Raw genomic sequence first — 22032 nt, 5'->3', positions numbered from 1 at the left:
GGGTCCTTCGCCCCTGCCGGCGCTCAGAGGAGGTGGCGGGCCAGGCCGGCCACCGGGTAGGGGGTGGAGAGCAGGTCACGCAGGCCGTCCAGGTGGGCGCCGCCCGGAACGTCCAGATCGGCCAGGCCCGTCTCGTGGACGGTCCGCTCCCAGGTCCGGTCGCCGGCCGTGCTCGCGGCGCGTTCGAGCTCCTCCAGCACGGTCGCCTCCCCCACCTCCTTGACCAGCAGTGACAGCAGGTGGGGCCAGTGGATGGTCAGCGCCGCGAGCTTGGCGACCTCGCCGTCCGAGGCGGGCGCCGCTCCGGCGAGCGTGCGGCGGTAGGTCAGGAACGAGTAGAAGCGGAAGACGTTCACGTAGCGCTTGATCTCGCGGGGATTGAAGAACGTCAGGGCCGGGAGCACGAACTCGATCGCCCGGTAGGCGTTCTCGTCGCTGTAGAGGTCGTCGAAGACCCGGTCGGCCGCCTCGCGCGTCGCCGAGCACAGCCCGCTGATCGCGTCGGAACACTCGATGCCCAGGGCCTCCTGCGCCCGCCGGGCCACCTCGTCGAGGTTCGACGCCGTCGGCTGCAGCGCCCAGATCGCGTCCTCCAGGCGGCTCACCTGCTCGGGGTCCGGCTGCCCCGCCGCGTGCGGCCCGCCCGCGGCGGGCGATGCGTCGGCCGCCGCCCGTGACGGCCGCCGTACGGCCCCGCGCCACCATCGTGCGGTCCCGTGCGACCGCCGTGCGGCCACCGGCGGCGGCGACCCGTCCTCGTGCGGCGGCGACCCGGCCCCGCGCGAGGACGGAACACCCCGGTACGCCGCAGGCGCGGTCGCACCCGCCGGCTGGCCCCGCCCGCCCGGCACGTCCCTTCCCGCGGCGCGGGGCGTCGCGGCCTCTCCGGCGCCGAAGGCCTCGGGCATGCCCAGCAGCGCACGCACGAAGCCGGGCAGCCGGTCGGCGTCGTCCAGCAGCGGCACGCTCAGCGGCAACTGCACGATCTTCTCCAGGAACCGCCAGCCCAGTCCTGACCGCCCGTCGGCCCGTAGCGTCTCCATCAGCTCCGGATAGGCGGCCTCCACGTGCGCGACGACCACCTCAGGTTCCATGGCCAGTACGAACACGCAGTTCGGGAACTCGCCGGCGAGGAACAGGTTGATCGCCTCGATGACCTGGGCCACCGTGCCGGGCGAGCACCGGTCCAGGTCGTCCACGAACACCACCAGCGGCCGCTCCTCGGTGGCGACCAGATCGAGCACCTGCCGCATGTCGGTCTGCACCAGGTGCAGGAAGCCGGTCCTGGACCGGTAGCCGGGGTTGGCGGCGACCTCGGCGGCGAATCCGTCCGCCCCGCCGGGGGTGAGCAGGTCCGGCTGGCTGACCAGCCCGTGGAACGCGTTGTCCGCCGACTCGCCGAAGAATCTCGCCAGGCGTACGGCGCCCGCTCCCACCACGGCCACCGACCCGGCGGCGCCGATGACGGCGGCGGCGCCGTCGAGGAGGGTGCCGAACGCGGGGAGCAGCGCGGCGCCGGCGAGGAGGGCGCCGGTGAGGACCAGGGCCGCGACCAGGCTCAGCGCGACCGGGATCAGGCGGGTCATCGCCAGGTGGTAGGCGCGCCTGCGGACCGCCTCCCTGTCGATCCTGGCCAGGTTGAGCTCCAGCCAGAACCGTTCCCGCTCCGCGCGGGGCAGCCGTTCGGTGACCTGACTGATGATCTCGTGGGCGAGCCCGGCCCAGACCTGCTCGCCGCTCTGGTACATCCACGGGTTGAACCAGACCGTCGGCCGCCAGTCCGACCGTCGCAGGGCCAGGGCGCCGGGTTCCGCCCGCCCGCTGCTCTCCCGCGGCCCCTGCCCGGCCCTGGCCAGCACCTCGGCGTTGGTCAGGGCCCTGTCCGCGCGGGAACCCGGAAGATGGATCGGGGCGGGCCGGTCGCCGGCGGCCCCGGGATCCAGCAGGTCCTGGATCATCCGCATCAGGGAGGTCTTGCCCGCGCCCCACGGTCCCTTGACGCCGATCGTGAGCGGAGGCCGGGTCTCGTGATGGCGGACGAATGCGGCGATGGCCTCGGCGTAGACCCGGTGCCCGAGCTGGTCCTCGGTGGTCCACCGATCGGCGGTGAGCCTGGCCCGTGGCCGTACCGTGCGCAGCCCGGCCCGCCGGCGGCGGAGCACCGCTGAGGTCTGGGCCCTCTCGGCCGCCGACAGCCGCGAGTAGCCGAAGGCCCGCACGTCCGGGTGGGCGAACGTCGTCGTCTCGCCGAGCAGCCCCCACTGCCTGAGCTCGGCGGCGTCGCCGAGGACCTCGTCGACCGACTCGTCCTCGTCGAGCAGAGAGGCCTTGCGCAGCAGTTCCCTGGCCGGTTCGCTCAGGTGGAGCTCGTAGACCCGCCGGACGATCTCGGTGTTGGAGGTGCGGGGAGTGGAGTCGCCGAGCCTGGCCAGAGCGGGGGCGAAGGCGGCGTGGGAGGCGGCGGACGGGTCGCAGACCTGGGTCAGGGCGACGCCGGCGACGGCGCCGTAGGTGATCAGTATGGGAGTGCGGGCGGCCGAGGCCGCCGCGTAGTGGTGGAGCGCGTAGGCGTGCAGATCGCCGACGGTGATCGTCCCGTCCCCGTCGAGATCGGCGGCCCGGGTGGCCAGCCCCTCCGCGAGGACGTCGGTCAGGGTGCGTACGGGACCGCGAAGCGTCTCGTCGAACCTCAGCGTCAGCGTCAGGGCCGCCGCCGCCACCTGCGGCTCCCCGGCCACGGCCAGCTGCCGGACCGGCGTGGCGGAGTCGTCCAGGGCGCTCCAGCCGAAATCCATGATCAGTAGCACGGCCGCCGCCAGCGACTCGCCGACCTGCTGCCCGAACGCGCTGATCATCGCTCCCAGCTGCCCGGAGGTCCAGCCGTTGTCGGCGGGCAGCCGGATCACCAGCAGGTCCCCTTCCTCGGCCGACCGCAGGAAGTCCCACACCCGCTCGCCGTCGGCGCCCGCGCCCCCGCTGCACTCGGAGTCGACGGTGAAGCCCTCGGCGCGGAGCGCGCTCGCCAGGAGCACGTCCGGCCGGGCGGCGAAGGGAGTGCCGGGCACGGCCTCGAAGGACCAGGCCGGCAGCGGGGAGGAGGTCGCGGGCGAGGCCGGTTGCGGGGGCGAGGCCGGGAGCGACGTCAGGTCCGGGGGCGTGGCCGGGGCCGGGACGGAGAGCGGGCCCGGTGACGGCTCCGAGGGCGAGACAGGAACGGAGGTCAGAGCGGAGACCGAGGCCGTGGACGCGTCAAGGAAGATCAGGGCCCGGTGGGTGCCCACCCGGGGGGCGGTCTTGGAGATCGGAATTGCGAACGCGAGTCCTTCACTCAACGGTTCCCCCGGTCTGACGACGTGGATTGTGAGTCCACTCTGAACGCCCGCGGCCCGGTGAGCCGCGATCTTGGCCATAGGGCGACTTGTTTTGACGAACGCTTGTTCCTCGGTTTCCGCAAAGTTTGGGCCGGGGGCGTCCCGGCGTTCACATGAGTTCGATCGACTGACGGCGTACCGTGAGGGCAACGAGGAGGCGCCATGCTTCGCCGCACGTTCGTGCGCACCGGGACCCTGGTCACCGCGGCGGCCTTCGCCGGATCACTCTGGCAGGAGGCCGCGCGTGCCACCGCGCCGCGCGGCGCCGGCCCCTACGGCTCGCTCGGCCCGCCCGGCGCCGACGGCGTCGCGTTGCCGCCGGGGTTCACCGGCAGGATCGTCGCGCGCACCGGCCGCAGGGTCGGCGGGGTGCTGTGGCACCCCGCGCCGGACGGCGGCGCGTGCTTTCCCGACGGCGACGGCTGGATCTACGTGTCCAACTCGGAGATCCCGCTGTTCGGCGGCGCGTCGGCCATCAGGTTCGGGCCCGGCGGGACCGTCCGCGGCGGTTACCGGATCCTTTCGGGCACCAACCTCAACTGCGCCGGTGGCCGCACTCCCTGGAACACCTGGCTGTCGTGTGAGGAGATCCTCCGCGGCCGGGTCTTCGAGTGCGATCCCTACGGTTCGCGCGCCGCGATGCCGCGTCTGGCCATGGGCAGGTTCAGGCACGAGGCCGCGGCCTGCGACCCCGACCGGCAGGTCGTCTACCTCACCGAGGACGAGCCGGACGGCTGCTTCTACCGGTTCGTGCCGTCCCACTGGGGCGACCTGACGGCCGGCCGCCTGGAAGTGCTCTGCGCCTCGTCCGGCACCGGCGCGGTGACCTGGCGGCGGGTGCCCGACCCGGGCGCGTCGCCGGAGGCGACCCGCCACCAGGTCGGCGACGCCAGGCACTTCGCCGGGGGAGAGGGCTGCCACTACGCCGAGGGGGTCTGCTTCTTCACCACCAAGGGCGACAACCGGGTGTGGGCCTACGACGCGGAGAACGAGAGCCTGGAGGTCGTCTACGACGCCGACTCCCCGCTGACCGGTGTGGACAACATCACCGGCACTCCTTCCGGCGACCTCTACATCGCCGAGGACGGCGGGAACATGGAGATCAACCTGATCACCGCCGACCGGGTCGTCACGCCGTTCCTCCGGGTGACCGGGCACGCCAGGTCGGAGATCACCGGCCCGGCCTTCTCCCCGGACGGCAGCCGCCTCTACTTCTCGTCCCAGCGCGGCGCCCGCGGCGACGCGGCCGGCACCGACGGCGTCACCTACGAGATCACCGGCCCTTTCCGCCACTGAGCGGGGTCAGAGATCGCGGGCCCAGACCTCCTCGGTGAAGCCCTCGCCCTCCTTCTTCTCGATCAGCTCGAAGCCCGCCGTCCGGTAGATGCGCCTGGCGCCCAGCAGCACGTCCCTGGTCCACAGCACGATCCGCCGGTAGCCCGCGGCCCCGGCGAAGCGCAGGCACTCCTCCACGAGCCGCCCGCCGATCCCCATGCCCCGGGTGGACGGCTCGACCAGGAGCATCCGGAGCTGGGCCGTCTCGTCGTCCTTGCGCACGCAGAAGACGCACCCGGCCCGCTCGCCGTCGACCTCCACGATCCACCCGGCCTCGCGCAGGGGGTCGTGCCCGTCCACGTAGTCGGCCACGATCCCGGCCACCAGAGCCTCGAACTCCATGCCCCAGCCGTACTCCTGGCTGTAGAGCAGGCCGTGGCGGTACACCACCCAGCCGAGATCGCCCGGGCGCGGCGGGCGGATGACGTACGGCCGTGCCCCCCGGCTCTCGCCGAGGACCTCCTGGATCGTCCCCATGCTCGCGATCAGCCGCCGCCGGTCCTCCTCGGTCACCCCGTCCAGCAGCCCTCGCACCTGTTCGGCCGCGTGCTCGTCGAGGGCGGCGAACGTCGCCCTGCCCGCCTCGGTCAGGGCGATCACCTGGCGCCGCGCGTCGGAGGCGGACCGCTCGCGCACGACCAGCCCGTCCGTCTCGAAGCGGCCGAGCATCCGGCTGAGGTATCCGGCGTCGAGCCCGAGCAGCCGCCGCAGCTCGCCGGCCTCCATCCGATCCTGCCGGTCCAGTTCGAACAGCACCCTCACCTCGGTCAGCGAGTAGGGGGCGTCCAGGACGCTCTGATGGAGCACTCCGATGACGCCGGTGTAGAAGCGATTGAAGGCACGGACCTCCGCCACGTGGTTTTCCATGGTTGACAGGATCAATGATTTCGTTGACTTGGTCAATGAAATATCCGCCGCGGCGTCCCGCCCGGCGAGAGCCCCCGTTTCCGGAGGTCCCACCGGGGAAGCATGCGCCCGGCCGTTGTCCGGCTGCGCTAACTTCGCAGCCTGATGAAAATGATCTGAGGACGATGAAATGTCGGTCTCCAGGATGATGGGAGCATGATGGCCGAAGTCGCGTACATCGGTGGATACACCCCGGACACCGGTGGGTCCGGGACGGGGATCACCCTGGTCGAGCTGGGAAGTCTCGAGCGGCTCGGAGAGACGGCTGCCTCGGGCCCGTCGTTCCTCGCCGCGCACCCCCACCTCCCGGTCGTATACGCCGTGGGGGAGAGCGAGCAGGGCACGGTCGGCGTTTTCTCGCGGGCCGCCGACGGCGCGCTGACCCCGCTCGCCCAGCGGCCCAGCGGGGGGTCGCTGCCCTGCCACGTGGCCGTCGACCCGACCGGCACGCTGCTCGCCGTGGCCAACTACGGCGACGGCACGGTCAGCGTGCACGGCATCGACGGGTCCGGCCTCCTCACCGACGTGCGGACCTTCCCCCACGGGGAGCCCACCCACGCCCACCAGACGGTCTTCGGCCCCGACGGCGTGATGTACGTGAGCGATCTGGGCGCCGACGAGGTGCGCCGATACCTGGTCACGGACCGGGTGGTGCCGCATCCCGAGGGGCCGGTACGGCTCGCGGCCGGCATGGGCCCCCGGCACCTGGCCAGGAACGGAGACCACTGGTACGTGGCGGGCGAGCTGGACGGCACGGTTCGCGTGTACGACGCCGGATGGCGCGAGATCCGGTCCGTCGCGGCCAGTGACGCCGAGGAGAAGAACCATCCCTCGCACCTGGAGGTGTCGGGGAGGTTCGTCTACGTCGCCAACCGGGGCCCCAACACCATCTCGGTCTTCTCCGGGCCCGATCTGGAGCGGGTCTCCGAGGTTCCCTGCGGCGGTGACTGGCCGCGGCACTTCGCCCTCGCGGACGGCAGGATGTACGTGGCCAACCAGCGTTCGGACGGCGTCGCCGTACTGACGATGAAGGACGGGATCCCGCGGGTCGGCGGAGAGGTGTTCGCGGTCGGCACGCCCTCGTGTGTGCTGCCGCTGTCCTGATCGCGAGATCCGCCCGAAGGCCCCGTTCCGCCGTCCTGACGCCAAGATCCGCCCAAAGGCCCGTGGCCTCCCCTGTGGGAGGTTTCCCGCGCGGACATGCTGGTGCCCATGCACCGAATGTCCACCTGGCCGGCCGCCCTGACGGTGACGCTGCTGGTCGCCGGATGCACCGCCGTCCGTCCCGCGGGCGGGCCTCCCCGCCCGCCCGCGGCACCGTCCGCGGCACCGTCCGCGGCACGGCCCGCGGCGCCGTCCACGGTGGACGGTTCCGCCACCTCGGCGGAGAACGCCCGAAGGGGTGACCCGCGCTGGCGGGTGCGCGAACGCGGCGCGGAGCACGAGATCGAGGGCTTCGCCGACCGGGTGAGCGTGCTGCCGGGGGAGAGTTTCCGGCTCTACGTCTCGACCACGGCCGCCCGCTACACCGTGCGGGCCTTCCGGGTGGGCTGGTACGGCGGGGCCGGGGCCAGGAAGGTGTGGCAGTCGCCGTCCCTGCGGGGCAGGAGGCAGGCCCCGCCCGAGACGATCGCCGCCACCCGCACGGTGACCGCCGCCCACTGGAGGCCGGGGCCGGAGGTGGACACCGACGGCTGGCCCGAGGGCTCCTACCTCCTGCGGCTGGACACCGGCGCCGGAGCCGGGCGCTACGTCCCCCTCACCGTCAGGTCCGCCTCCACCCGGGGCCGCCTGGTCGTCGTCAACGCGGTCACCACCTGGCAGGCCTACAACGACTGGGGCGGCCGCAGCCTCTACACGGGGCCCGGCGGTTTCGAGGACAGATCCCGGGCGGTCAGCTTCGACCGCCCCTACGACACCTCCGGAGCCCGGCTCTTCCTGGACATGGAGCGCGACGCCATCGAGGTCGCCGAACGCAGCGGCGTTCCGCTCGCCTACGTCACGAACCTGGAGCTCGATGAGGATCCGCACATTCTCGACGGCGCCAGGGGACTGGTCTCGCTGGGCCACGACGAGTACTGGTCGGCGCGCATGCGGCGTACCGTCGAGGCCGCCCGCGATCGCGGCACCAACCTCGCCTTCCTCGGCGCCAACGCCGTCTACTGGCGGGTCCGCTTCGCCGGGACGCCGCTGGGCCGGGGCCGCCTGGTCGTCTGCGACAAGGGCGACGGGGACCCCGGAACCCGCCTGTGGCGTGAGAGCGAGCCGGAGAGCTCGCTGACCGGCCCGATGTACGACTGCTTCCCCGCCGAGGCCGCCTACGTGGTCCACAGCCCCCGCCACTGGATCTTCAAGGGGACCGGGGTCAGGCGCGGCACCGCCTTCCCCGGCATGGCGGGGGTGGAGACGGACAAGGTCTTTCCCGGCGCACCCCGTCCGATGGAGGTCCTGGCGATCTCTCCCGTCAACTGCGGCGGCCGGTCCACGCTCGCGCACAGCGCCTACTACACCGTGCCGAGCGGTGCCGCGGTGTTCACCTCGGGCACCATGCGCTGGGTGTGCGCGCTGCGTGGCGCCCGCTGCGGCCACGGCGTCACCGGCCGGGCGGCGGCCTTCGTCCGCAGAGCCACCACGAACCTCCTGAGAACCTTCGCCGCGGGCCCCGCCGGGCGTCTCCATCCGGCCCGGGACAACCTCGGGCCCCTGGGGCTGGACGACGCGTGGGATCGTTGAATGGGAAGCGGTTCGGAACCGGACGGCCCATGGAAGCGTTAGGTCACAGGTAGGCCGGGTTCGCGGTCACGGCGAGCGAGGCGCCCGCGTCCGTCCGGTGCCGATCACCGGAACGGACATGTGAGGACGCACTCGATTTGGTCTAGACCATTGGCCCGCTCTGAAGGCAGAATGCGTTGCGGCGGCGGCAGAAATCGCCCGCCGGACACATCATGACGCTTAGTCTTGCCGTCTTGTCTCGGAACCATCACACCGGAGGATGCCATGCGTATCGGAGTGCTAACCGGGGGCGGCGACTGCCCCGGCCTGAACGCCGTTATCCGCGCCGTCGTGCGCAAAGGCGTGACCGTCCACGGACATGAGTTCGTCGGGTTTCGTGACGGCTGGCGAGGCCCGCTCGAGGGCGACACCATGCCGCTGGACGTCCAGGCGGTGCGGGGCATCCTGCCGCGCGGCGGCACGATCCTCGGCTCGTCGCGGACCAACCCCATCAAGATTGACGGCGGCGTTGAGAAGATCAAGGAGAACCTGGCGGCGGGAGGGGTAGACGCGCTGATCGCGATCGGCGGTGAAGACACCCTCGGAGTCGCCAAGCAGCTCTTCGACAAGGGCGTGAAGGTCGTCGGCGTGCCCAAGACGATCGACAACGACCTCAACGCCACCGACTACACCTTCGGCTTCGACACGGCCGTCAACATCGCCGTCGAGGCGATCGACCGGCTGCACACCACCGCCGAGTCCCACCACCGCGCGCTGATCTGCGAGGTCATGGGCCGCCACGCGGGCTGGATCGCCCTGCACGCGGGCATGGCCGGCGGCGCCAACGTCATCCTCATCCCGGAGAAGCCCTTCGACATCGACCGGGTCTGCGCCTACGTCGAGTCCCGCTTCAAGACCCGGTACGCGCCGATCATCGTGGTCGCCGAGGGCGCCCACCCGGTGGAGGGGCAGATGGCGCTGCAGGCGGGCGAGCTCGACTCCTTCGGGCACGTGCGCCTGGGCGGGATCGGCGAGATGCTCGCCAAGGAGATCGAGAAGCGGACCGGCAAGGAGGCCCGCACCACCGTGCTCGGCCACATCCAGCGCGGCGGCACGCCCACGGCCTTCGACCGGGTGCTGGCCACCCGGTTCGGTCTGCAGGCCATCGACGCGGTCCACGACGGCGACTTCGGCGTCATGGTCGCGCTGCAGGGCACCGACATCGTGAGGGTCGGCCTCGCCGAGGCCACCAAGGAGCTCAAGACCGTTCCGCCCGGCCGCTACGAGGAGGCCGAGGTCTTCTTCGGCTGACAGGCCCGGAAGATGAGGTCCCGGCCGTGGGGGGAGGTCCCCTCACGGCCGCGAGCGCGTCGCGGGCGCCCGGCCCCCGCCTCCCGATCGCGGGCGGATCCTCACCGGTATGATCTGCGCCCCGGCGAAGCCGCTCGCGGGCGGCGCGGGCCGTACATCATGAAACGGTGAGGGCCGCGTCGGCGTGCCGGAGGACAGGGGCGGCTGGCGATGGGGATCGACGGATCGTTCTGGCGGGCGATCGCGGTCTTCCGCGTCGCGTCCCTCGCGTACGCGGCGGCCCTGCTCGTCGGCGCCGGAGGATACGCGCGCCCGGTGATCGGCTGGCTGGTGATCGGCGTCATGGCGCTGTGGACCATGGCGACGATCTTCGTCTACTCCGTCGAGGAGTTCCGCGGCCGGCCGCTGCTCGCCGCCGACATGCTCGTGACCCTGGGCTGCCTGCTCACCACCCCGCTCGTGCAGGGCGCCTACCAGCAGGACAGCCTGCCGATCACCGCGACCTGGATGGGCGGTGCGGTGCTGGCGTGGGGCGTGTACGGCGGTCGGCGGGCGGGAGCCGCGGCGGCCCTGATCGTCTCACTGGCCGACCTGTGGCTGCGCGGAGCCGGTGGGCTGGACTTCGAGAAGCTGCCGGTCAACGGGACCGTGCTGCTCTTCCTCGCCGGCGTGGTGGTCGGGCACGCCGCCCGGCTGACCAAGCAGGCGGAGGAGCGCATGCAGCAGGCGATCGAGCTGGAGGTCGCGGGGCGCGAGCGGGAGCGGCTCGCCCGGGGCATCCACGACTCGGTGCTCCAGGTGCTCGCCCTGGTCCAGCGGCGCGGCCAGGAGCTGGGCGGAGAGGCGGCCGAGCTGGGCAGGCTCGCGGGTGAGCAGGAGGCCGCGCTGCGCGAGCTGGTCAGGATCCGCCCCGAGGCGCCCGTCGCCGGCACCGCCGACCTGCGCGCCCTGCTCCAGAGGTACGGCTCGGCCTCCGTCACCGTCTCGGCTCCGGCGACCCCGCTGACCCTGCCCGCGGCCGTCGCGGGGGAGATGGCCGCGGCCGTCGGCGCGGCTCTGGACAACGTCGTCCGGCACTGCGGGGCGCAGGCCCCGGCCTGGATCTTCGCCGAGAGTGACGGCGGCGTGATCACCGTGACCGTCAGGGACGAGGGGCCGGGCATCTCCCCGGGCCGTCTGGAGGCCGCCGAGGCTGACGGCCGGCTCGGCGTCGCCCAGTCCATCAGGGGACGTATCGCCGATATCGGCGGTACGGTCACCGTGGTATCCGGCCCCGGTGGGGGCACCGAGGTCGAGATGTCGGTGCCGGCTGACTTTTGATCAGGGAGTTCGGATGCGAGTGATGGTGGTGGACGACCATCCGATGTGGCGGGACGGGCTGGCCAGGGATCTGACCGAGGCCGGCTACGAGGTCGTGGCCGCGGTCGGGGAGGGACGGCAGGCGGTCCGGGTGGCGGCGGCGGTCCGGCCCGAGCTGGTCGTGCTGGACCTGCAGCTGCCGGACCTGTCAGGGGTGGAGGTGGCCAGAGGGCTGGCGGCGTCGGAGGCGCCGCCCCGGGTGCTCGTGCTGTCGGCCAGCGGCGAGCAGGACGACGTGCTGGCGGCGGTCAAGGCGGGCGCGTCAGGGTATCTGCTGAAATCCGCGAGCAAGGAGGAGTTTCTTGAGGCGGTCAGGCGCACCGCCGAGGGCGACGCGGTGTTCACCCCCGGGCTGGCGGGGCTCGTCCTGGGGGAGTACCGGAGACTGGCCGCCCAGCCCGCTCCCGAGGTGGCGCCCCGCCTGACCGACAGGGAGACCGAGGTGCTCCGCCTGGTCGCCAAGGGCCTGTCCTACAAGCAGATCGCCGAACGGCTCGTCCTGTCCCATCGGACCGTGCAGAACCACGTCCAGAACACGCTGAACAAACTGCAGCTTCACAACCGGGTGGAACTCGTCCGTTACGCCATCGAGCAGGGCCTCGACGAACCGTAGGCCCCACCGAGGCGGTCGCTGCCGTTCGCCGGCCCCACCGGGGCGCGCCGGCGCCGGGATCCCGCCTGAACCGGCGTCGCCGTCCCGGGTCGCGGTGGTCGTCGCGACAGGGACGGCGGGACCGTCGTCAGGTCGCCCGGCGGGACCGCGCCACCGATGGCCACCTTCTGCTGACCGTCATGTGTTCCGGACGGAGTGAGCCGCGCGGCGGCTTTTCGTCCCGCCGGAGTGCAAGAAAACACATGGAGAAGTCCAAACGTTCATCGGACGCCGCTCCCGGCGGGATACCGGTCACGCGGTGGTGACTTGCGGGATATTCAACGTTGGGGTCGAGGAGCCTCTGAAAAAGAGGGTACACGGGAATATGTATAACCCAGGGTAATTATGTGATAGCTCTCCGTTTTTGGCTGGAAGTGAAGAGTAATCCCCCCGAACGGGGAGCTTTGCCTCCGTGATACGACTCCCCAGGTGCTCTGCAACTAGCGTGGAATTCATGTCCGGCTTTATGCCGGGCGTTCTTGCGATACCGATTCGACGTCGTGTCGTCGGTCGTCGCCCATGCTCCAATCGACATGACGTGGAGTGATTCGCATGTCCAAGATCAGAAACGCTCTCGCGGCCGGTGCGATGGTGGCTTCGGCCCTCGTCGTTCCGGTGACGATGCCGGCTCAGGCCGCCGTCGCCGGCACCCCGGCGCAGGCTTCCAGCAGCACGAGCACCGCTCTCGTCCAGAGACCCTGCCGTAACGCCAGGAACCCCGACAGGTGCAGGGAAAGAAGGAACAACAACAATAACAACAACAATAACAACAACGGAGGACGTGCAAACAACAACAATAACAACAATAACAACAACGGTGGACGCGGGAACAATAATAACAACAACAATAACAACAATGGAGGGGGGAACAACAACAATAACAATAACAACAATGGCGGTGGCGGGAACAACAATAACAACAACAATAACAACTAGAAATTCGCCAGTTAATTCGAACATCTTTCCGGCCGGCCCGGGAAGGGCCGGACCGGAAATCGGGCAGAGGACCGGCGCCGTTCACGGCGATGCCGCCGGAGCGCTCGCGGGAAAACGGTTGTGAGATCGGCCCGCGAGGACATCGATGATCCTCACGTGTGGTCGATCGCGTCGCCGTCGCCGGGATGCCCGACGGAATCGACCGGGCTGAGACCTCCGCCGTCGTCTCCGCCGAACGGGAGCCGCCCGCGAGAGGCGGCGGAATCGAACCCGGTGCCGCACGCGGCCGTCGAAGCAGATCGACCTCGTGGGCCCGGCGGAGGACGGGCCGCGCGAACCCGGCCGACCCCGGGGTGAACGCGGGCTCGCCACGCGTACCGCGACCCCGGAAAGTGCATGATCTTCAGCTCCGCCGACGAACGACCGTTCGTCGGCGGAGCTTCGCTGTGCGTCACCGGATCGCGTTTTTCGCGGGTCCGCCGAGCCGGACGCGAGGCCGTCGCGCGACCCCGTTCACCGGTCCGCGTGACCTGTCCGGGAACTCGCGTCCACCGGGCCCGATGACCGCGCGGACCCGCGTCCGCCGGGTCACGGGGCCCGGCCGCGGACGGCGTTCGAGGGGGTCGCACGACGCCGGGTCCGGGCGCGTCCCGGGGGGCACGGGCGCCCGGAATCCCTCCGGTCCGTCGTCGAGCAGGGCTCCGGTGGTCACGGGGCCTACTAAAGTAACGAGGTCGAGACGTTGTCTTTAGGTGGTCCCACGAGACACTTGACGATGGTTCCGCTTTCCCCTCGAAGTTCCACCGGAGGTTGCACCATGACCATGTCCGCCCTGGGCGAGCCCTGCGTTCTGCTCAAACTGGGCGAGGTCGTCCTCAAGGGAAACAATCGAGAGCTCTTCGAGCAGAGACTGCAGGCCAACCTCAAGGCCGCCCTGAAGGACATCGGCGTCAAGGTCGACGTGCGGCAGCGCCACGGGGTCATCGCGCTCTTCCTCCCCGAGGGCACCGGCGTCGAGATCGCCGACGCGGTCGCCGAGCGCGTCACCTACGTCCCCGGCCTGCTCTGGATCCACCGGGCCTGGAAGGTCGCCAAAGACCCCTCGGCGATCACCAAGGCCGCGATCGAACTGCTGGCCGACCGCGACGACGTCAAGCGCGGCGTCTCCTTCGCGGTTCGTTCACGCCGCCGCGACAAGCGCTTCCCGCTGACCTCGATGCAACTGGACCGCTCGGTCGGCGGAGAGCTCAACGACATCTACGGCCTGCCGGTCGACCTGAAGAACCCCGGACTCGTGGTCTCCATCGAGGTCGATCGCGACGAGGCGTTCGTCTTCACCGGCGGGATGCCGGGCCAGGGCGGGCTGCCCGTCGGCAGCAGCGGCCGGGGCCTCGTCCTGATGTCCGGCGGCATCGACTCCCCGGTGGCGGCCTACCGGATGATGCGCCGCGGCATGCGGGTCGACTTCCTGCACTTCTCCGGCATCCCGTTCACCACGTCGGAGTCCATCTACAAGGCGTACGCGCTGGCCCGGGCACTGGACAAGTTCCAGGGCAAGTCCCGGCTGTGGGTCGTCCCCTTCGGCAAGGCGCAGCAGTCCATCAAGGCCTCCGGCCAGGAGCGTCTGGCGGTCATCGCTCAGCGCCGCCTGATGCTCAAGACCGCGGAGGAGGTCGCCCGCCGGCTCCGCGCCGGGGCTCTGATCACCGGTGACTCTCTCGGCCAGGTCTCCTCCCAGACCCTGCAGAACATCACCGCCCAGGACGACGCGGTCGACATGCCGATCCTGCGCCCGCTCATCGCCTTCGACAAGATCGAGATCATGGCGGAGGCCCGCCGCATCGGCACCCTGGAGATCTCCGAGCTTCCCGACGAGGACTGCTGCACCCTCCTCGCCCCTCGCCGTGTCGAGCTGGCCGCCAAGGTCGCGGATCTCAAGCAGATCGAGCGGCGCCTCGACGCCGAGGAGCTCGCCGTCCAGCTGGCCGGCTCCCTCCAGGAGTACAAGCTGGAGGGCTGATCCGTCTCGGGGCGCCTGAGCGGTCGGCTCGGGCCGGGTGACGGCTTCGGTGCTCCTCGGGCCCCGGAGGCGGTCCGAACGGCCGTGGGGCCCGTGTGGGAGGCGGCCCTCCGGCACGGCCGGCGGTTCGTGGCGACGGCCGTGCGGGAGAACGTCGGTGCTCGTGGCGGGTGGACGTGAGGCCGGGCACGGGGACGGTCAGGCGGGGGTCAGGGCGTCGACGGCCGCGACCTTGCCCAGCAGCGGTGGGAACTCCCGCATCACGCGGGCCAGCTCGTCCAGGTCGCCGTCGACCAGTGCCTGCGGGCCGTCGCAGAGGGCCTGCTCCGGCTGGGGGTGCACGTCGATGATCACGCCGTCGGCGCCGACGGCGACGGCCGCCCGGGTGAGCGGCAGGACCAGGTCGCGCCGGCCGCCGGAGTGGGACGGGTCGATGATGACCGGCAGGTGCGACAGCCGCTGGGCGACCGGGACCGCGGAGACGTCCAGGGTGTTGCGGGTGGCGGTCTCGAAGGTGCGGATGCCGCGCTCGCACAGCACGATGTCGAGGTTGCCGCGCTGGGCGATGTACTCGGCGGCCATCAACCACTCCTCGATGGTGGCGTTCATGCCGCGCTTGAGCATGACCGGCTTGCCGATCCCGCCGACCGCCTGGAGCAGCGCGAAGTTCTGCGCGTTGCGGGTGCCGACCTGCAGCATGTCGGCGTAGGAGGCGACCAGTTCCACGTCGTGGGCGTCGACGACCTCGGTGACGATGGGCAGGCCGGTCTGCTCGCGCACGTCGGCGAGGATCCGCAGGCCCGCCTCGCCGAGCCCCTGGAAGGCGTAGGGGGAGGTACGGGGCTTGTAGGCGCCGCCGCGCAGCAGGGTGGCGCCGGCGGCCCTGGCCATCTGGGCCGCCTCCAGCGTCTGCCGCGGGGTCTCCACCGCGCACGGGCCGGCGATCAGCGTGACCGTGCCGGGACCGATCGGCACGCCGCCGACCCGGACGGTGGACCGCTCGGGATGGTTGTCCCGGCTCACCAGCTTGTAGGGCGCGGTCACCCGCATCACGTCGGCCACCCCGCGCATGCCGCGCAGGTCGAGCGTCGTGAACTGGGCGACGTCGCCGACGAGGCCGATGATCGTACGGCTCACTCCGCGGCTGACGAAGGCGTCGCCTCCCGCCGTGTCGATGATCTCCACGATCGCCTCGATGTCTTCCTGGGTGGCATCGGGGCCCATGACGATGACCATGTCTCTCCTTGGTGCTCGGGGTTCGATGAAGGGGCGGAAAAGCAGAAGGCCCCGAGTCCGAAATCCGGACCCGGGGCCTTCTGATCGCCTGGCTGTCAGCGCAGCATCTGGTGGCGAACGGTCCGACCCACGGGTCCGTCGCCATACCAAAACCAGAACGCAGTACGCATCGCGGGCAATGATAGCGCACCGCGAGACGGCGCCCGTGACCTGGAGGAGGCCGGCGCCCCTGGAGCGGGTGACGCGGTGCGTCGTTCCCCCGGGCGGCGCGGGAGCGCTACCCTGAGGCCCGCCCGAATGACGGCCGGCGCGACGGCGGCGGCGGGGCGGACGGGGCGGTGGCGGGTGCGGCGGCCGGTCGGGCGCCGGGACGGCGGTCAGGCCGATGGAGAGCTTTATTCGGTGGCCGCCGCGATGGCGGCAAACCCACGGTGGCAGGATTGCCCCGTGTTACCGGGGAAACGGCGAGGGGAGTGATGGTGGAGCAGTCCGAACCTCCACAGGAGGAGACTCGCCTGCCTCCGGGCCAATACGTCCCCCGAGGACGTCCGGTGATCCATTACGGCCGGGTGCCCACGTTCCGTCCGGCCACGTGGGAGCTGCACGTCATGGGGGCGACCGCGTCGGGGCAACAGCACCGGTTCACCTGGCCGCAGTTCTCCGAGCTGCCACGGACCACGATCGTGGCCGACTTCCACTGCGTCACGAAGTTCTCGATCATGGGAAACGAGTGGAGCGGGGTGTCGGCGGCGACGCTGATGGAGCTGGCCCCGCCCGCGCGGGACGTGAAGCACGTGATGATCTGGGCCGAGTACGGCTACAGCGCCAATCTGCGGATGAGCGACTTCGCCCGCAGCCAGACGATGTTCGTCCTGGAGTTCGACGAGAAACCCCTGGCCCCCGAGCGCGGCTTCCCCGTCAGGCTGGTCGTCCCGCACCTGTACGCCTGGAAGAGCGTCAAGTGGGTGCGCGCGGTGGAGTACCTGCTGGAGGACAAGCGCGGCTTCTGGGAGGAGCGCGGCTACCACAACATCGCCGACCCCTGGCGTGAGCAGCGCTATTCCTACCAGGAGGAACCAGGCGAGGGGCCGCTGTGATCCGGGTTCTTCCCTGATCTCCAGGGGCGGCCGGCCACGGTTTCCCGCAGGCCGGCCGGTGGCCGGACGCCGCTCCGCGCCGTCGGCGTCTTTCCCGGACCCCTGCCGGTCCGGGCTCTCCCGCCGCCCGGACGGCCTGCCGGACGAGGCGGCCTTCGTCGACCGGGCAGCCGGACACGCCCGGGTCGCGAGCGGGCACGAGGGTGAGCCTGTGGTGCCCAGGATCCGGCCGGGGTAATAGCTATTTGTAGTCAAAGTATTACCTGAAGTTGTCATGTGGCTTGCGGTGGCGGCGGTCCAGGGGGCAGCGTGGGGTCATGTTGCGAGTCCTGGCCGTTGACGATGAGGTTCCCGCCCTGGAGGAGATCGCCTACCTCCTCCGCCAGGACCCCCGGATAGAGCACGTGTCCACCGCCTCCGGCGGCGTCACGGCGCTCCAGGACATGGTTCAGATGATCGGGACCGGGGAGCGGCTCGACGGGGTCTTCCTCGACATCCGCATGCCCGGCCTCGACGGCCTCGACCTCGCCAGGCTCATCGGTGGTTTCCCCAATCCGCCCCGGCTGGTGTTCGTCACCGCCCACGAGGAGTGCGCCGTCCAGGCCTTCGAGTTGGAGGCGGTGGACTACCTGCTCAAGCCGGTCCGGGCCGACCGGCTGGCGGAGGCCGTACGACGCCTGGGGGCCGCGATTCCGGCGGCGGCCGACTCGGCTCCGGAGGACGTCATCCCGGTCGAGCTCGCCGGACGAACCCGGTTCGTGCCGCAGCAGGCGGTCTGGTTCGCCGAGGCGAAGGGCGACTATGTACGGCTGCACACCGTGGAGGGCAGCTACCTGGTGCGCATGCCGCTGGCCGCGCTGGAGCGGCGCTGGGCCGGATCCGGGTTCATCCGGGTGCACCGCAGCACGCTGGTCTCGGTGCGGCACGTGAGCGAGTTGCGCTTCGACGGCGGCCGGGTGATGTTGCGCGTGGGCACCGAGACGCTGCCCGTCAGCCGCCGCCACACCCGGCAGGTCCGTGAGCAGCTCGTCCGTCAGCTCCGGGACGGGCCGCTGTCCTCCATGGCGGTCAAGGGCCGGCCGCTGCCGTCCTCCGTGGCCAAGGACTGGCCGCTGCCCTCCGGCGCGACCAGGTAGGCGATCGCCGGGCGGTCACGACCTGGTGACCGCGCCTGTCGCGTCTGTCGCGCCTGCGACTCTCCGCCTCTCGCCGTCCGCGACCGGTCTCCTTCCTCTCGCCGTCCGTGTCGCCGTCCGCGTCCGGGCCCGCGTCTGTGTCCGTGTCGCCGTCCGCGTCCGCGTCCGCGTCCGTGTCCGGGCCCGCGTCCGGGTCCGGGTCCGGCGGCCGGTCTCCGGCGTCTTCCGGCCTCGGCGTCCGGCCCGTTTTCGGCTCCCCGTGTCCGCGTCCGGCTCCCCGTGTCCGCGTCCGGCTCCCCGTGTCCGCGTCCGGCTCCCCGTGTCCGCGTCCGGGTCCGCGTGTCCGCGTCCGGGTCCGCGCTTCGGGTTCCGTTCTCGTGCGTGGGTTCCTGACGACCGCTCCACGCCCTCCCGGCCCGCTCCGGCCTACTGCCCGCGAGCCCTGATGCCGCCCGTCCCGCGCCGCCCGCCGTTCGGCTCGCGTCAGGCCTTCGCGACGGCGGTGTCGCCGGGGCAGTGTCCGCCGCGTCGCGGCTGGAACACACACCCCCGGAGCCGGAACGCGTCCCTCAGGAGTCCGCAAGCCCGTGAATCGACCGTTCGTCGTTCGGAGATGGCCGCTCGTCGTGTCGCCACCTTCCGCACATCGACGGCTACACACCGTTAGACGCGCTGGCCGAAAAGCAGGACTCACGCTTCTGGGTGCCCCTCTAGTGTTCCCTCATCGGAGAGCGAGATTCGCGACATCGGGGGGACAGAGCCGAAAGGCTCGTAAAAGACCTGATGTGCGGGCAATCGGGTGACCATCGACATCTGGTCACCCGGTCGCCGGGTCCCTGACCGGGGGGTAGGGCCCACCGATCTCCGGTGTGACGGGACGCCCGCGTCAGTCCGCGGGCCGGACCGTGATCCGGCCACACGGGGGCGGCCGGATCACGAGGATGGGCGTCCCGTCTCGCCCATCGGCCGTCCGGCCCGGATCGGCGGCTGATCAGCCGCCGACGGGGCCGCGGCCGTCGAACACGTCCCGCCGATCACCGCTCGATACAGGCGGGCGAACCTCCGGAGGGCGCGGGCCGCGGCCCGCGCCCTCCGGCAGGGTGATCCGTGACTCAGCCGTCGCGGAGCTTCTTCAGCAGGGCGATGTCCTCGTGGTGCTTCTCCGCGCCGCCCGGTGTCTCGATGCAGATCGGCACCCCCGCGACCGCGGGGTGGCGCATCATGTCGCCGAAGGGCCGCATCCCGATGTGGCCCGAGCCGATGTTCTCGTGCCGGTCCTTCTTGGAGTCGCACAGGTCCTTGGAGTCGTTGGCGTGGATCAGCTTGAGCCGGCCCGGGGCGATCGCGTGCAGGGCGTCGAAGGTCTTCTCGACGCCCTCGGCCGTCGACAGGTCGTGGCCGGCGGCGAAGGCGTGGCAGGTGTCCAGGCAGATGCCCGCCTTCGGGTGCCAGTCGAGGGCGGTCAGATAGGGCTCCAGATCCTGGACGGTCGCGCAGAGCATCGCGCCCTGCCCGGCCATCGGCTCCAGCAGCAGGTCCGGGCCGTCCTCGGGGATCTCCTCCAGGAGCGGAAGGAGGTGCTCGTGCACCTGGCGCAGGGCGTCGTCGCGGTGCTGGGTGACCGCCGACCCGGTGTGGATCACCACGCCCTTGGCGCCGATCACGTGAGCGCGCAGCAGGGCGTGCCGTACGGTGGCCACCGACTTCTCCAAGGTGTCGGCGCTGGGGGAGCCCAGATTGACGAGGTACGGCGCGTGCACGAAGGACAGCGTGCCCGATTCACGCAGCTTCGTGTCCTGGGCGGGGTCGCCGACGGCGAGCGCCCAGCCGCGCGGATTGGTGACGAATACCTGGATCATCTCGGCGCCGATGTCGGAGGCGTACCGCAGGCCGCCCTTGGCCAGGCCACCGGTGACGGAGACGTGTCCGCCGATGAGTGAGAGAGAAGTCATGGTGGTCGCAAGTTTAGGCGTTGTTCCCGGCCGGTCCCAGGCTTCGCCGTGGCGAGGGCGCCGTGGCGAGGGCGAGCGCCCCGGGAGCCGGGGGGAGGATCGGGCGAGCCGCGCCATGGGGAAGCCATGGTGAAAAAGTCCGCGCGATTCGCTGGACCGCGCGCGGCCGTGGTGTGTGTACTGCTCACATGCCGAATGCGAACTCCGTACCGTCTGTGGTGGGGCTGGCCGGATTCAACGCGCTGAGCGCGGCCGAGGCCGAGGCCGGGCTGCTGACCTGCTGCGCGTCCCCGATCTTCGCCCGTGAGGTGGTGGCGCTGCGCCCCTACGACGATTTCGACCGGCTGGCCTGGGTGGCGGAGGCCGCCGTGCGGGGCCTGGAGTGGTCCGGCGTGTGCGAGGCGCTGGCCGCCCACCCCCGGATCGGCGAGCCGCCCGGCGAGGGCGCGGCGTCCCGGGAGCCGGGCCGTCCGGGCGAGGAGGCCGCCTGGTCCCGCCAGGAGCAGTCCGGGGTGGACACCGCCGGACGAGAACTCCTGGAGGAGCTGGCCGAGGGGAACCGCGTCTACGAGGAGCGGTTCGGCCATGTCTACCTCGTCTGCGCCACCGGCCTGTCGGCAGGGGAGATGCTGGCCCGCCTCCGGGAGCGGCTGGGCAACGACGAGGAGACGGAGCGGGACGTCGTCAGAGCCGAGCTCGCCAAGATCACTCAGCTACGACTGGCGAAGTTGCTGGGAGGCGCCGGGTGAGCCTGTCCACGCACGTGCTGGACGCCGCCCTGGGCAGGCCCGCGTCGGGCGTCGCCGTACGGTTGGAGAAGGACGGCCAGGTGCTCGCCGAGGGGGTCACCGACGCCGACGGCCGCATCGGGGGCTGGACGTGCGAGGCAGGCGCGCATCGGATCGTCTTCGACACCGGCGCCTACTTCGCCGCCCGCGCGGTGGACGCCTTCTATCCCCGGGTCTCGATCGACTTCACGGTCACGGACCCGCGGGAGCACCACCACGTGCCCCTGCTGCTCAGCCCGTTCGCCTACTCGACCTATCGAGGGAGCTAGCTTGACACCCTCGTCACGGCCGAGGTCCGGGGTCCGCACGCTGGAAGGATTGAGATGACCGTCATTCTCGGCCCCAACCGCTACGGCAAGGCGGAGACCCGCCTGGTCCGCGTCCTCAGGGACGGCGGCGTCCACCACATCAAGGACGTCACCGTCAGCTCGGCGCTCTCCGGCGACATGGAGGACGTCCACCTCACCGGCGACAACGCCGCGGTCCTGACCACGGACACGCAGAAGAACACCGTCTACGCCTTCGCCGGGAAACACGGCGTGGCGGAGATCGAGGACTTCGCGATCCTGCTGGCCCGCCACTACGTGGAGTCCCAGCCCACCGTCCACCACGCCCGCGTGGAGATCGAGGAATACTTCTGGGACCGGATCCCGGTGGCCGGCGACTCCGCCGCCGGGGCGGAGGGCAGACGGCACTCCTTCGTCCGCTCCGGCCGGGAGGTGCGCACCTGCCTCGTCCACCACGACACCGACGGCACCACCACCGTGGTCTCCGGGCTGAAGGACCTCGTGGTGCTCAACTCGGCGGACTCGGAGTTCTCCGGCTACATCCAGGACGAGTACACCACCCTCCCGCCCACCAGGGACCGCATCCTGGCCACCGAGGTGTCGGCCCGCTGGAGACACCTCTCCGAGGCGTCCCCGTACGGCGAGTCGTACGCCGAAGTGCGCGAATGCCTCCTCGGGGCGTTCGCCGAGACCTACAGCCTGTCGTTGCAGCAGACGCTCTACGCGATGGGCGAGCGGGCGCTGAACACCCGCGAGGAGATCTGCGAGGTGCGTCTGGAGATGCCGAACAAGCACCACTTCCCGGTGGACCTCACACCGTTCGGGATGGACAACCCGAACGAGGTCTTCTACGCCGCGGACCGTCCCTACGGGCTGATCGAGGGCACCGTGCTCCGAGACGACGCCCCCGCCGCCCGTTTCGCCTGGGAGTGAC

17 protein-coding genes are annotated in these 22032 nt (G+C 71.2%); 13 read left to right on the top strand and 4 right to left on the bottom strand.

Annotated elements, in window-relative coordinates:
- Positions 1-23: 23 nt before the first annotated feature.
- Positions 24-3332: a P-loop NTPase fold protein gene (locus J2853_RS21525; protein ID WP_307560655.1), complete on the bottom strand. Its 3309-nt coding sequence runs from the start codon at positions 3330-3332 to the stop codon at positions 24-26.
- A 201-nt stretch (positions 3333-3533) separates the two neighbouring features.
- Here J2853_RS21525 and J2853_RS21520 point away from each other — a divergent pair, with 201 nt between their 5' ends.
- Complete coding sequence (locus J2853_RS21520; protein ID WP_307560653.1) at positions 3534-4667, top strand: alkaline phosphatase PhoX; 1134 nt, start codon at positions 3534-3536, stop codon at positions 4665-4667.
- Between the two features lie 6 nt (positions 4668-4673).
- Here J2853_RS21520 and J2853_RS21515 read toward each other — a convergent pair whose 3' ends face one another.
- Entirely contained in the window at positions 4674-5573 is a 900-nt protein-coding gene (locus J2853_RS21515) for a bifunctional helix-turn-helix transcriptional regulator/GNAT family N-acetyltransferase (RefSeq protein WP_307560651.1), read from the bottom strand.
- Between the two features lie 195 nt (positions 5574-5768).
- On the opposite strand from J2853_RS21515, the gene J2853_RS21510 reads away from it, so the two are divergent.
- The 7 genes from J2853_RS21510 to thiI all read left to right on the top strand — a co-directional run bounded on the left by J2853_RS21510 (position 5769) and on the right by thiI (position 14602).
- Entirely contained in the window at positions 5769-6716 is a 948-nt protein-coding gene (locus J2853_RS21510) for a lactonase family protein (RefSeq protein WP_307560649.1), read from the top strand.
- A 108-nt stretch (positions 6717-6824) separates the two neighbouring features.
- On the top strand, positions 6825-8345 hold the full coding sequence (locus tag J2853_RS21505) for a N,N-dimethylformamidase beta subunit family domain-containing protein (protein WP_307560647.1): 1521 nt from the start codon (positions 6825-6827) through the stop codon (positions 8343-8345).
- Positions 8346-8609: 264 nt separating this feature from the next.
- Positions 8610-9635 (top strand): 6-phosphofructokinase, encoded by a 1026-nt coding sequence (locus J2853_RS21500; RefSeq protein WP_307560645.1) that lies wholly within the window; start codon positions 8610-8612, stop codon positions 9633-9635.
- A gap of 210 nt (positions 9636-9845) precedes the next feature.
- Positions 9846-10955 (top strand): MacS family sensor histidine kinase, encoded by a 1110-nt coding sequence (gene macS, locus J2853_RS21495; RefSeq protein ID WP_307560644.1) that lies wholly within the window; start codon positions 9846-9848, stop codon positions 10953-10955.
- A 22-nt stretch (positions 10956-10977) separates the two neighbouring features.
- Positions 10978-11607 carry a response regulator gene (locus J2853_RS21490; RefSeq protein WP_307568764.1) on the top strand — a complete coding sequence of 210 codons (630 nt, stop codon included), beginning with the start codon at positions 10978-10980 and terminating at the stop codon, positions 11605-11607.
- Between the two features lie 591 nt (positions 11608-12198).
- Positions 12199-12582 carry a hypothetical protein gene (locus J2853_RS21485; protein WP_307560641.1) on the top strand — a complete coding sequence of 128 codons (384 nt, stop codon included), beginning with the start codon at positions 12199-12201 and terminating at the stop codon, positions 12580-12582.
- An 817-nt stretch (positions 12583-13399) separates the two neighbouring features.
- Complete coding sequence (gene thiI / locus J2853_RS21480; RefSeq protein ID WP_307560639.1) at positions 13400-14602, top strand: tRNA uracil 4-sulfurtransferase ThiI; 1203 nt, start codon at positions 13400-13402, stop codon at positions 14600-14602.
- 198 nt (positions 14603-14800) lie between these two features.
- Here the strand turns inward: thiI and aroF are convergent, their stop codons facing one another.
- Positions 14801-15838, bottom strand: coding sequence for a 3-deoxy-7-phosphoheptulonate synthase (gene aroF / locus J2853_RS21475; RefSeq protein WP_307560637.1), 1038 nt, complete (start codon positions 15836-15838; stop codon positions 14801-14803).
- 476 nt (positions 15839-16314) lie between these two features.
- On the opposite strand from aroF, the gene J2853_RS21470 reads away from it, so the two are divergent.
- Both J2853_RS21470 and J2853_RS21465 read left to right on the top strand, forming a co-directional pair.
- Complete coding sequence (locus tag J2853_RS21470; RefSeq protein WP_307560635.1) at positions 16315-16935, top strand: molybdopterin-dependent oxidoreductase; 621 nt, start codon at positions 16315-16317, stop codon at positions 16933-16935.
- Between the two features lie 317 nt (positions 16936-17252).
- Positions 17253-18071 (top strand): LytR/AlgR family response regulator transcription factor, encoded by an 819-nt coding sequence (locus J2853_RS21465; protein WP_307560634.1) that lies wholly within the window; start codon positions 17253-17255, stop codon positions 18069-18071.
- Positions 18072-19183: 1112 nt separating this feature from the next.
- On the opposite strand, the gene J2853_RS21460 is transcribed toward J2853_RS21465, so the two are convergent.
- Complete coding sequence (locus tag J2853_RS21460) at positions 19184-20023, bottom strand: deoxyribonuclease IV (protein WP_307560632.1); 840 nt, start codon at positions 20021-20023, stop codon at positions 19184-19186.
- A gap of 188 nt (positions 20024-20211) precedes the next feature.
- Between J2853_RS21460 and uraD the strand changes: the two genes are divergently transcribed.
- The 3 genes from uraD to pucL are packed head-to-tail and all read left to right on the top strand — an operon-like array spanning position 20212 to position 22031.
- Entirely contained in the window at positions 20212-20772 is a 561-nt protein-coding gene (gene uraD / locus J2853_RS21455) for a 2-oxo-4-hydroxy-4-carboxy-5-ureidoimidazoline decarboxylase (RefSeq protein ID WP_307560630.1), read from the top strand.
- Entirely contained in the window at positions 20769-21080 is a 312-nt protein-coding gene (uraH, locus tag J2853_RS21450) for a hydroxyisourate hydrolase (RefSeq protein ID WP_307560628.1), read from the top strand. Before uraD ends, uraH begins: the two co-directional genes overlap by 4 nt.
- Positions 21081-21134: 54 nt before the next feature.
- The gene (gene pucL / locus J2853_RS21445; RefSeq protein ID WP_307560627.1) at positions 21135-22031 is read left to right on the top strand and encodes a factor-independent urate hydroxylase; all 897 of its coding nucleotides are present in this window, start codon (positions 21135-21137) and stop codon (positions 22029-22031) included.
- The last annotated feature ends 1 nt before the right edge of the window (position 22032 follow it).

This window comes from Streptosporangium lutulentum, from assembly GCF_030811455.1.
Classification (GTDB): domain Bacteria; phylum Actinomycetota; class Actinomycetes; order Streptosporangiales; family Streptosporangiaceae; genus Streptosporangium; species Streptosporangium lutulentum.
The sequence above is the reverse complement of the archived record's forward strand: the minus strand, read 5'-3'. Positions and strand labels throughout refer to the sequence as shown.

Coding starts and splice junctions, on each gene's coding strand:
- J2853_RS21520 (WP_307560653.1), top strand. CDS start 3,534: ATGCTTCGCCGCACGTTCGTGCGCACCGGGACCCTGGTCACCGCGGCG.
- J2853_RS21515 (WP_307560651.1), bottom strand. CDS start 5,573: ATGGAAAACCACGTGGCGGAGGTCCGTGCCTTCAATCGCTTCTACACC.
- J2853_RS21510 (WP_307560649.1), top strand. CDS start 5,769: ATGATGGCCGAAGTCGCGTACATCGGTGGATACACCCCGGACACCGGT.
- J2853_RS21505 (WP_307560647.1), top strand. CDS start 6,825: ATGCACCGAATGTCCACCTGGCCGGCCGCCCTGACGGTGACGCTGCTG.
- J2853_RS21500 (WP_307560645.1), top strand. CDS start 8,610: ATGCGTATCGGAGTGCTAACCGGGGGCGGCGACTGCCCCGGCCTGAAC.
- macS (WP_307560644.1), top strand. CDS start 9,846: ATGGGGATCGACGGATCGTTCTGGCGGGCGATCGCGGTCTTCCGCGTC.
- J2853_RS21490 (WP_307568764.1), top strand. CDS start 10,978: ATGGTGGTGGACGACCATCCGATGTGGCGGGACGGGCTGGCCAGGGAT.
- J2853_RS21485 (WP_307560641.1), top strand. CDS start 12,199: ATGTCCAAGATCAGAAACGCTCTCGCGGCCGGTGCGATGGTGGCTTCG.
- thiI (WP_307560639.1), top strand. CDS start 13,400: ATGACCATGTCCGCCCTGGGCGAGCCCTGCGTTCTGCTCAAACTGGGC.
- aroF (WP_307560637.1), bottom strand. CDS start 15,838: ATGGTCATCGTCATGGGCCCCGATGCCACCCAGGAAGACATCGAGGCG.
- J2853_RS21470 (WP_307560635.1), top strand. CDS start 16,315: ATGGTGGAGCAGTCCGAACCTCCACAGGAGGAGACTCGCCTGCCTCCG.
- J2853_RS21465 (WP_307560634.1), top strand. CDS start 17,253: ATGTTGCGAGTCCTGGCCGTTGACGATGAGGTTCCCGCCCTGGAGGAG.
- J2853_RS21460 (WP_307560632.1), bottom strand. CDS start 20,023: ATGACTTCTCTCTCACTCATCGGCGGACACGTCTCCGTCACCGGTGGC.
- uraD (WP_307560630.1), top strand. CDS start 20,212: ATGCCGAATGCGAACTCCGTACCGTCTGTGGTGGGGCTGGCCGGATTC.
- pucL (WP_307560627.1), top strand. CDS start 21,135: ATGACCGTCATTCTCGGCCCCAACCGCTACGGCAAGGCGGAGACCCGC.